The sequence below is a fragment of the Dokdonella sp. genome (assembly GCF_049593775.1).
Taxonomy (GTDB): Bacteria; Pseudomonadota; Gammaproteobacteria; order Xanthomonadales; family Rhodanobacteraceae; genus Dokdonella.
The window spans coordinates 1-1,508 of record NZ_JBAWHJ010000097.1; the positions used below are offsets into that span (position 1 = coordinate 1).

Genomic DNA, 1,508 nt, shown 5'->3' on the forward strand with positions numbered 1-1,508 from the left:
TGTCACTGGTGGATATGGTCCATCCTGATGATCTGGCCGGGGCAGGCGCCGCACTCGCAAAGCTGAAGAACCCCGGTGATCGAGCAAGCAATGTCATCTGCCGAATTCGATGCAAGGACAAAAGCTACCGCTGGCTGTCATGGAATTCCGTGGTTGCTCGCGAAGGCATCGCGTTCGCTGTCGCACAGGACATTACCGAACGCAAGCAGGTCGAAGGAGATTTGCTCCACGCAGCAAGCCATGATGCGGTCACCAATCTGCCACATAGACTCTACTTCGAGCGGCAGCTCACCAGCATGCGTGGCGACGAGTCGCACCCCGTGTGGGTACTGCTGGTCGGCATCGATCGCTTCCAGGCGGTCAACGAATTCATGGGACATGCGATCGGCGACGATGTCCTGCGCCGCATTGCGGATCGGCTGCGCGGAACGCTCGACGAATCAGCAAGAATTGCCCGATTTGCAGGCGACCAGTTTGTCATCGCGCTTGCAGACCTCGACATGCGGTCCACCTTGAACCTGGCCGAGCAACTCAGGGACGTCGTGGCTGCACCGATCGAAAGCGACGAATATCGACTCGTCCTCACGGCCAGTGTCGGTATCAGCAGGTCACCGGAACATGGCCGTACCTCACAAGAGTTGTTGAGCTGTGCCGAGGCCGCGATGGTTCGCGCCAAGCGTCGCGGCAGGGACGGTGTTTGTCTGTTCACCGATGAACAGATGAAAGGCTCCGAAGAGCGCCTCGCCCTGGGCAGAAACCTGCGCGGAGCGCTAGAGCGCGGCGAGATGTCGTTGCACTACCAGCCCGTACGCCGTGCAAGCGACCGCAAACTCTCGGGATTCGAGGCACTCCTGCGCTGGAACAGCCCGGAGTTCGGATTGATAGCGCCGGATCTTTTCATCCCGATTGCCGAGACGATGGGCATGATGCCCGACATTGGAGAATGGGTTCTCGAGCATGCATGCAGGCAGGCGCGGATCTGGCACGATTGTGGATGCCGCGATTTCGTCATTGCCGTCAACGTGTCGGCACAAGAGCTGCAGCGCCCCAACCTGACGGATGTTGTTTCCAGAACCTTGAGCCTGCATTCCATTCCAGCCAGTCTGCTGGTTATCGAGATCACGGAAAGCTCCCTGATGGAGAACATCGATCGCGTGCGCGCGACACTTGGGGAACTGAAAAGAATGGGGGTCCGGCTTTCACTGGACGATTTTGGTACCGGCTACTCGAGTCTTGCGTATCTGAAACAGTTCCCCATCGATACGCTCAAGATTGACCAGCGCTTCGTGCGCGGCCTTCCTTATTCGGACGAGGATGCAGCCATCGCAAGAACGATCGTGGTCATGGGCCACCAGTTGCGCATGCGCGTTTCCGCCGAGGGCGTCGAAACCGAGGAACAGGCCGAGTTTCTAGGCAAGATCGGTTGTGACGAATTGCAGGGCTACCATCTGGGTCGCCCGGCACCGGCAGAAATTGCAGAGGCCGCACTGGAATCGACACTGGTCACC

General features: G+C 58.9%; 1 protein-coding gene. It reads left to right on the forward strand.

Annotated features, from left to right (window positions below; translation table 11 throughout):
* Positions 1-14 precede the first annotated feature (14 nt).
* The coding region (locus tag WBP53_RS03360; RefSeq protein ID WP_423925928.1) for an EAL domain-containing protein at positions 15-1,508 on the forward strand (1,494 nt) is incomplete at its 3' end.